Genomic DNA, 8,655 nt, shown 5'->3' with positions numbered 1-8,655 from the left:
AGATACCCTGGTAGTCCACGCCGTAAACGGTGGGCACTAGGTGTGGGCAACATTCCACGTTGTCCGTGCCGCAGCTAACGCATTAAGTGCCCCGCCTGGGGAGTACGGCCGCAAGGCTAAAACTCAAAGGAATTGACGGGGGCCCGCACAAGCGGCGGAGCATGTGGCTTAATTCGACGCAACGCGAAGAACCACCGATTATCGCCGGTCGGCTCCCGTCCGCACGTGTCGCAGCGAGCGCCGCCGATACGCAGCGGCCGATCGTGCCTCGGGCGGGATCAGCCCTCGACGCCGCAGGCGGCCAGCACCAGTTCGCGGACGCGGGCGGCGTCGGCCTGGCCGCGGGTGGCCTTCATGACGTCGCCGACGACCTTGCCGGCGGCCTGGACCTTGCCGGAGCGGATCTTCTCGGCGATGTCGGGGTTGGCGGCGAGAGCCTTCTCGACCTCGGACTGCAGGGCGGAGTCGTCGGAGACCATGCCCAGGCCCTTGGTCTCGACGATCTGGGCGGGCTCGCCCTCACCGGCGAGGACGAAGTCGACGACCTGCTTGGCGACCTTGTTGTTGATGGTCTTGGCCTCGACCAGCCCGGCCACCTCGGCGACCTGCTTGGGGGTGATGGGCAGGTCCTCGAGCGAAACCTGGCTCTCCTTGGCCTTTTCCGTGAGGTAGGCGACCCACCAGGAGCGGGCGGCGTCGACCGAGGCGCCCGCGTCGACGGTCGCGATGATCAGGTCCAGCGCGCCGGCGTTGACCAGGTCGCGGAACACCTCGCCGGACAGGCCCCAGTCGGACTGGATGCGGGCGCGGCGCAGCCACGGGTACTCGGGGATGGTGCCGCGCAGTTCCTCGACCCAGGCGGCGTCGGGCGCGATGGGCTCGAGGTCGGGCTCCGGGAAGTAGCGGTAGTCCTCGGCGGTCTCCTTGATGCGGCCCGGCGAGGTGGTGCCGTCGGTCTCGTGGAAGTGACGGGTCTCCATGAGGATCTCGCCGCCGGAGGCCAGCACCGCGGCCTGGCGGCGCATCTCGAAGCGCACCGCGACCTCGACGCTGCGCAGCGAGTTCACGTTCTTGGTCTCGGTGCGGGTGCCGAATTCCTTGGCGCCCTTGGGCATCAGGGACACGTTGGCGTCGCAGCGCAGCGAGCCCTGCTCCATCTTCACGTCGGACACGTCGAGGGACTTGAGCACCTCGCGCAGCGCGGTCACGTAGGCCCGCGCCACCTCGGGGGCGCGCTCACCCGCGCCCTCGACGGTCTTGGTGACGATCTCGATGAGCGGTACGCCCGCGCGGTTGTAGTCGAGCAGCGAGTGCGACGCGCCGTGGATGCGGCCGGTGGCGCCACCGACGTGCAGCGACTTGCCGGTGTCCTCCTCCATGTGCGCGCGCTCGATCTCGACGCGGAAGACCTCGCCGTCGTCGAGCACCACGTCCAGGTAGCCGTTGGTGGCGATCGGCTCGTCGTACTGGCTGATCTGGTAGTTCTTCGGCTGGTCCGGGTAGAAGTAGTTCTTGCGCGCGAACCGGCCCCACGGGGTGATGGAGCAGTTCAGCGCGAGCCCGATCCGGATCGCGGCCTCGACGGCCTTCTCGTTCACCACCGGCAGCGAGCCAGGCAGGCCCAGGCACACGGGGCACACCTGGGTGTTGGGCTCGGCGCCGAATTCGGTCGGGCAGCCGCAGAACATCTTGGTCGCGGTGCCCAGCTCGACGTGTACCTCCATGCCGAGCACCGGGTCGTACCGGTCGATGACATCGGAGTAGTCCATCAAGTCCACGGTCGCTGCGCTCATGCGCTCCATCCTATTTACCCGCCGTCAGTCCACGGCGATGGCCTCCACGATGGGCATCCGGGCGGCGCGCAGGGCGGGCGGAATCGCCCCGAGCAGGGCCAGTCCGAGCGCGATGATCGCGTACACCACCAGCAGTGGGCTGGGACGATAGGCGATGTCCATGGCGATGGCGTGCCCGAGGGCGACGGTCGCCAGATAGTGCACGCCCGACCCGATCACCAGTCCCAGGGCCGCGCCGGTGAGTCCGATGCCGGCGGCCTCGGTGAGCACGCTGCGCAGCAGGAAGCGGCGGCTGGTGCCCATGGCCCGCAGCACGCCCATTTCCCGGCGGCGTTCCAGGACCGACAGCATCAGGGTGTTGAGCAGGGCGATGGTGGCGACCAGCACCACGATCCAGAGGATGGCGGCGCTGATCGCCGTGCCCTGCTGGACGCTCGACGAGATGGCGTCCACCGCTTGCCGCCCGGTGCTGACGTGGATGTCGGCGGGCACGGCGGCGCGGACGGCGGCCATCACCGCGGTGTGGTCCGCGCCGGGCGCGAAGTCGATGCCGATGATGGTCTCGCCGGGCCGTTGATACCACTGCCGCATGACGTCGAGGTCGAGGACGACGACCCCGGCGATGGCGGAGAAGTACGGCACCACCCGCAGCACCTGCACCCGGTGTTCGCCGGACGGGGTCGGCAGGGTGAGTTCGGAGCCCTCCTCGACGCCGAGGGAGCGGGCCACGTCGCGGGAGATGACGATGCCCTCGCCCGCGGCCATGCGCGCCTGCTCGGCCTTGTCCACGCTGTCCAGCGCCGAGGTGCGCGCGACGCCGTCCTCGTAGCCCTGCAACATGACGCGGCCGCGGCCCAGGGTCGCGAAAGCCATTTGCGCCGAACCGACTCCGCCGACGCCGGGGATGGCGGCGAGCTTCGCCTTCAGGTCGGCGGGCAGCAGCGGCCCGGTGGGGAACTGCTCCATGGCGGTCGGGCTGACGAACACATCGGTGCGGCCCAGGCCCTCGAAGCTGTCGGTGGCGGCGCTGACCATATTGCGACTGGCATTGCCCATGGCGACGATGGCGGTGATGCCGATCATGACCGTCATGACGGTGGCCCACACCCGGCGCGGCGCGCGTTCGATGGTCGTGGCGCCCAATGCTCCTGGCGCGCCGAAGAGTCCGGCCACCGCGGCGACGGCGCGCACGATGGGCCCGGTGGCCGCGAAGCACAGCACCACCGATCCGGCGATCGACAGCGAGATCGCGCCGATCGAATACCGGCCCAGATCCACCTCGGCCACCGCGATGCCGCCGCCCACCATGATCAGGCCGAGAGCGGCCGCGGACCAGCGCAGCAGCGGACTCACCTGATCGGCCGCGCCGACGCCGACCGGGGCCAGCGCCTCGATGGGCGCGACCTTGTACACCTGCCGCGCCGCGAGAGCGGCCGCGGCGACACTGGCCAGCACGCAGGCCGCGATCGCCACCGGCACCGCGTACCCGGGCACCTCGTACTCGGTGCGCGATTCCACGGAGTTCACGATCGCCGCGGGCAGCTGATGGATCGCGGTGCGGCCCATGAAGATTCCGATGACCGCGCCGATCAGGCCGCCCACCAGACCGAGCAGCGCCGCCTCGGTGAGCAGGTCGCGCACCATCGGCCCGCCTCTGCCGCCCATGGCCCGCAACAGCGACAGCGTCGGACGGCGTTGCGCCACCGCCATGCTCATGGCGTTGTAGATGAGGAAGGTCGACACGATCAGCGCCGCCGCCGAGGAGGCGAGGGTGGAGAAGCGCACCAGCATGATGGCGCCGCCCGCCTGCGCGGTGCGCAGGTCCGGATCGGCGACCACGGCCCGGCCCGCGACCACCTTGGTCAGGTCCGAACGCAGCTGTCCCCCATCGGTGTCCGGGGCGGGCACGATCTGCACCGAGTCGATGTGCCCGGCCCGGTCGGTGATCTTCTGCGCCACCGGCAGCAGCGCGAACACGATGTGGCCGCCGTTGAGCTTGGCGGCGATGGCGTCGTCGATGACGCCCGCGACCGTGGCGGTCACCGTGCCGAGCTGGAACCGCTCCCCCTCGCGGTGCCCCATGGCGGAGCCCACCAGCACGCCGTTGGGGACCGTGAGCAGCTTGCCCGCCTGGTCTTTCAGCGTTCCGCCGAGATCACTGCCGAGCTGTGCGATGGACTGGTCGACGCCGATGAGCAGTGCCCGGTCGTCGTCGGCCCCGATGGACTGGCGCAGCATCGGCGCGGCCGTCTCGACGCCGGGCACGGTCCGGATCTGTTGCAGCAGTGCCTGATCGAAGCCGGCGTCGGTGATGCCGCTGACCTCGAGCGCGGCCTTGCCGCCGAGGCTGTGGGTGAGTTTGTCCACCGAGCCGGTGATGGAGCCGGAGATGCTGAACACCGAAACCAGCAGTCCGGCAGAGACTCCCATCACCACCATGGCCATGATGGTGCGGGCGCGGTGGGCGAGCAGCTCACCGATATTGAACAGCCGGAGGCGGTCCCAGGCGGCGCGGATCATGCGCGCACCGCCCCGGCGCCGTTCGCGGCGGCGCCCTTCGAGCCAGGCGCGACGGCGGACTCGGAGCCGTCGTGCCCGGCCTCGGGAATCGTCCGGACCTCCCCGTCATCGCCCCGTTCGACCCGGTCGATGGACCCGATCCGCCCGTCGCGCAGGTTGATCACGCGATCGCAGTACCGCACCGCCCCCATGTCGTGGGTGACCATGACCACCGAGTTCCCCGCCTCGGTGATGTCGGCCAGCAGTCGCAGGATCGAGGCCCCGGTCTTGGAGTCCAGGTTGCCGGTGGGCTCATCGGCGAGGATGAGCGGCGGGTCCATGATCAGCGCCCGCGCCACCGCCACGCGCTGCATCTGCCCGCCGGATAGTTCCGCGGGCCGGTGGTCGGCGCGTTCGCCGAGTCCGACCAGGTCGAGCAGTTCGAGGGCGCGCGGCTTGGCCTTGCGCAGTCCGGTGCCGTCCAGCAGTTTCGGGATGGCGATGTTCTCCCACGCGGTGAGGGTGGGCAGCAGGTTGAAGAACTGGAAGATGAAACCGACCCGGTGCCGCCGGAATTCGGACTGCGCGTCGTCGTCCAGGTCGCCGATCTCCTTGTCCTGGAAGCGAATCGACCCGGAGTCCGGCGAGTCCAGCGCGCCGAGCAGGTGCAGCATGGTGCTCTTGCCGGAGCCGGAGGGCCCGATGATCGCGGTGAACTCCCCCGCCCCGATCCGCAGGCTGACGCCGTCGAGGGCGCGCACGGCCTGCTCACCCACCCGGTATTCCTTGGTGACGTCGGTCAATTCCAGCATGGTCTACCCCTCGAAGATCAGTGCCATCGGTGTCGTGCGGTCAGCCGGCCAGCGCGCGCAGGCGTGGTCGGCGATGGTACAGGTGATCGGTGTCGTAGGCATCGAGCACAGCGCGCAGCGCGGGCTGCTCGGCGCAGAGTTCGGCGTACGCCTCTTGCGCCAAAATGCCTTTCTCCATTGCGTTCTCGAGTTTCACGGTCAGGTGGTTCTCCCAGCGGTTCCGCAGCGCCAGCAGCACGCCCTCGGGCCCGCCGAAGAGCCGGTCCAGGTCCGGCAGCTCGTGGAAGAGCGTGGGGTCGACGGGATTTCGCGCGAAGTCGCGGCGCGCCGCCCGGTCCAGGACGGTGTGCAGAATGTCGGTGCGAGCGTGAAGATCTGCCCAGGACATGACGCCAACCTCTCGTTGAACGCCCGCTGGTGGCGGACGTGTCGGCTGTTGTCCCCAAAACTACGAGCGGCCCGCCGCCCCTGTCTTCGTGCCGCGGACGCGACTTGACCTCCTACCCCGGTAGGAGACGCACCCCTGCCGCCGGACGATGTACGCCGTCTGATTCGACGGATAGCCTTGCAGAATGAACGTGACCAGCGCCACCCCCGCCGCCCTGGGGCAGGAGTTGCTGGAGGGACTGCGCCGCGTCGGCGTGGGGTTCCGGCGATTCGTACGCAATCCGTTCGCCGACTACCAGCGCTGGGTGGAGTCGACGGGGTTCGACTACCCCGCGTCGATGGCCATCCTGGTGGATTCCATGATGTGCACGGTCGCCACCGTGGCCTTCGTGCAGCGGGTGGTGGCCGGGTACTTCCCGGGCGTCGTCGCGGTGGTCGCGCTCATGCTCATCTGCGTGACCGGTCCGCCGTGCATCATCCTGGACTTCAAGCCGCGGCCCGTACTGCTCGCCACGCTGACCGTGGCCGCCGCCGCATTGTTCCTGACCCAGCCGGTCCCGCTGGACGTCGCGCCGCTGGTCCTGATCATCATCGCCGGGGAGATCGCGGCCATCACCGGCCCGGCGGTGAGCGTGCCGGTGGCCCTGGTCATGTTCGCCGAGCTCACGTTCTTCGAATCGATCGGGCACATCGAGGGATTCACCTGGTTCGCACTCGGCATCCTGTTCGCCTGGTTCACCGGCCAGCTGCTCAATTTTCAGCGCCGCTACCTGTATCAGGAGCGCGACTACCAGGACATTCGCGCGCGGGCCGCGGCCGACGAGGAGCGCCGCCGCATCGCCCGCGAGGTGCACGACGTGATCGCGCATTCGCTGAGCATCACCCTGTTGCACGTGACGGCCGCCCGGCACGCCCTGCAGACCGACCGGGACGTGGACGACGCGATCGACGCGCTCTCCGACGCCGAACGGCTGGGCCGGCAGGCCATGGCCGATATCCGGCGTACCGTCGGCCTGCTCGGCGACCGGCCGACCACGCTCGCACCGGAGCCGGATCTCGACGACATCGACGAACTGGTGTCGGACTTCGTACGGGCCGGGGTGACGGTCGACTATCGCCTCGAGGGCGACCGGTCCGCGGTGACCGCCGGGGTGGGCCTGGCCATGTACCGGATCTGCCAGGAGTCGCTGGCCAATGTCGCCAAGCACGCCCCCGGTGAGCGGGCGCGGCTACGAATCCAGTTGCACCCCAAGTACATAGAGGTCACCGTGACCAATACGCTGGCGGCCGGGGCGGCCCCGCGGGCCGGGAACGGCATGGGCATCTCCGGCATGCGGCAGCGGGTCGCACCGCTGGCCGGGCGGCTCACCGCGGGACCCGACGACGACGGCTGGCGGGTGTTCGCGCACATCCCGCTGACCGGGACCGTGCCCTGCGGCTTCACCGCCGCCGACGACCACCTGCAGTCGCTGCTGCAATCGCTGTTCCGCAAGACCGCCCAGGAGGGTATGTGACCGACCGCTCGGACGAGGAACTGATCGGCGTCCTCGTCGTCGACGACCAGGAACTGGTCCGCGGTGGACTGCGCCGGATCCTGCGCCGCCGAGACGGTTTCCTGGTGAGCGAATGCTCCGACGGGGACGAGGTGCCCGCCGCGGTCGCCGCCCACCGCCCCGACCTGGTTCTGATGGACCTGCGGATGAAGCGGATCGGCGGCATCGAGGCCACCCGCACCCTGCGCGCCGCCCCCGACGCGCCCCCGGTGCTGGTGCTGACCACCTTCGACGACGACCAACTGCTGTCCGGCGCGCTGCGCGCGGGCGCGGCCGGGTTCCTGCTCAAGGACTCCCCCGCCGAGGATCTGATCCGCGCCGTCCGCACGGTCGCGGGCGGCGGCTCATGGCTGGACCCGACCGTCACCCCGCGTGTCCTGAATACCTACCGTTCGGCGCGCCCCACCCCGGCGCCCGCCGGCAATCGCCTGTCCGAGCTCACGGTTCGCGAGCTCGAGGTGCTCGGACTCATCGGCAGAGGCCGGGTCAACGCGGAGATCGCGACCGCGCTCGGCATCTCCGAAGTAACGGTGAAGAGCCATGTGGGACATATCTTCGGGAAGCTCGGGTTACGCGACCGCTCCGCTGCCATCGTCTTTGCGTTTGACCACGGCGTAGTCGCACCGGGAGAATCCACCTCCTAGAGGGGTGGGTCGCGGGCCCTCGTCTGCTTCCCTCCCAAGAGTGTGGAGGTTTGACGGGGTGGATGCGCCATCGCGGGCCGGGAGCAGGTTCGGGCCGTACGAGTTGCGCTCGCTGCTCGGCAAGGGCGGCATGGGCGAGGTCTACGAGGCCTACGACACGTCCAAGGATCGGGTCGTCGCGCTCAAGCTGCTGCCCGCCGAGCTCGCCAAAGATCCCTCCTACCAGGAGCGTTTCCGGCGCGAGTCGCAGGCGGCGGCCCGGCTGGCGGAGCCGCACATCATCCCCATCCACGACTGGGGCGAGATCGACGGCGTCCTCTACATCGACATGCGGCTGGTGCGCGGCCGCGATCTGCGCTCGCTGCTGGACGGTTCGGGGGCGCTGCCGCCGCTGCGGGTCATCGGGATCATCGAGCAGGTGGCCGCCGCGCTGGACGCCGCGCACTATTCGGGGCTGGTGCACCGCGACGTGAAACCCGCCAACATCCTCGTCACTGATGCGGATTTCGCATATCTCGCGGACTTCGGCATCGCGCGCGCCGAGGGCGACTCCACCATCACCATGACCGGCACGGCCGTGGGCTCCTACGCCTACATGGCCCCCGAGCGGTTCGACGCGGGTCCGGTCTCCGGCCGCGCCGACATCTACTCGCTGGGCTGCGTGCTGCACGAATGCCTCACCGGCGACAAGCCGTTCCCGGCCGACAATATGAGCGTGCTGATTCGCGCGCACCTGTCCGAGGCGCCGCCGCTGACCAGCATGCTGCGCGGCGGGATTCCGCCCGCCCTGGACGCGGTGATCGGCAAGGCGCTCGCCAAGGACCCGAACGACCGCTTCTACACCGCGGGCGAATTCGCGCGGGCCGCCCGCGCCGCGCTGGCCGGTCAGGGTATGCCCCCGAATATGCCGGGCGCCGGTGGCCAGGGCGCGCCGGGTCAGCCGCCGCGGCCCGGCCGGACCGTGCCG

Annotated in this window: 7 protein-coding genes and 1 rRNA gene; 4 read left to right on the top strand and 4 right to left on the bottom strand. The window is 69.9% G+C overall.

Annotated elements, in window-relative coordinates; genetic code table 11:
- A 16S ribosomal RNA gene (locus ACFV4K_RS32475) occupies positions 1–289 on the top strand; the annotation flags it as partial.
- On the opposite strand, the gene gatB is transcribed toward ACFV4K_RS32475, so the two are convergent.
- Genes gatB through ACFV4K_RS32455 form a run of 4 tightly spaced genes read right to left on the bottom strand, consistent with a single transcriptional unit; the run spans position 279 to position 5,492 of the window.
- The gene (gene gatB, locus ACFV4K_RS32470; RefSeq protein ID WP_379280079.1) at positions 279–1,793 is read right to left on the bottom strand and encodes an Asp-tRNA(Asn)/Glu-tRNA(Gln) amidotransferase subunit GatB; all 1,515 of its coding nucleotides are present in this window, start codon (positions 1,791–1,793) and stop codon (positions 279–281) included. The two genes, ACFV4K_RS32475 and gatB, sit on opposite strands and share 11 nt — an antisense overlap.
- A 24-nt stretch (positions 1,794–1,817) precedes the next feature.
- A complete protein-coding gene (locus ACFV4K_RS32465) occupies positions 1,818–4,313 on the bottom strand; it encodes an FtsX-like permease family protein (protein ID WP_379280078.1) in 2,496 nt (831 codons plus the stop codon).
- The gene (locus ACFV4K_RS32460; protein WP_379280077.1) at positions 4,310–5,104 is read right to left on the bottom strand and encodes an ABC transporter ATP-binding protein; all 795 of its coding nucleotides are present in this window, start codon (positions 5,102–5,104) and stop codon (positions 4,310–4,312) included. Before ACFV4K_RS32460 ends, ACFV4K_RS32465 begins: the two co-directional genes overlap by 4 nt.
- A gap of 40 nt (positions 5,105–5,144) precedes the next feature.
- A complete protein-coding gene (locus tag ACFV4K_RS32455) occupies positions 5,145–5,492 on the bottom strand; it encodes a hypothetical protein (protein WP_379280076.1) in 348 nt (115 codons plus the stop codon).
- A 184-nt stretch (positions 5,493–5,676) separates the two neighbouring features.
- Between ACFV4K_RS32455 and ACFV4K_RS32450 the strand changes: the two genes are divergently transcribed.
- From ACFV4K_RS32450 to ACFV4K_RS32440, 3 genes are all read left to right on the top strand, one after another.
- On the top strand, positions 5,677–7,005 hold the full coding sequence (locus ACFV4K_RS32450) for a sensor histidine kinase (protein ID WP_379280075.1): 1,329 nt from the start codon (positions 5,677–5,679) through the stop codon (positions 7,003–7,005).
- The gene (locus ACFV4K_RS32445; RefSeq protein ID WP_379101626.1) at positions 7,002–7,688 is read left to right on the top strand and encodes a response regulator; all 687 of its coding nucleotides are present in this window, start codon (positions 7,002–7,004) and stop codon (positions 7,686–7,688) included. Before ACFV4K_RS32450 ends, ACFV4K_RS32445 begins: the two co-directional genes overlap by 4 nt.
- A 58-nt stretch (positions 7,689–7,746) precedes the next feature.
- Positions 7,747–8,655: serine/threonine-protein kinase (locus ACFV4K_RS32440; protein ID WP_379280074.1), on the top strand; the 909-nt coding region annotated here is incomplete at its 3' end.

The sequence above is a fragment of the Nocardia sp. NPDC059764 genome (assembly GCF_042732555.1).
GTDB lineage: Bacteria > Actinomycetota > Actinomycetes > Mycobacteriales > Mycobacteriaceae > Nocardia.
This window is presented reverse-complemented; position numbering and strand designations above follow the sequence as displayed.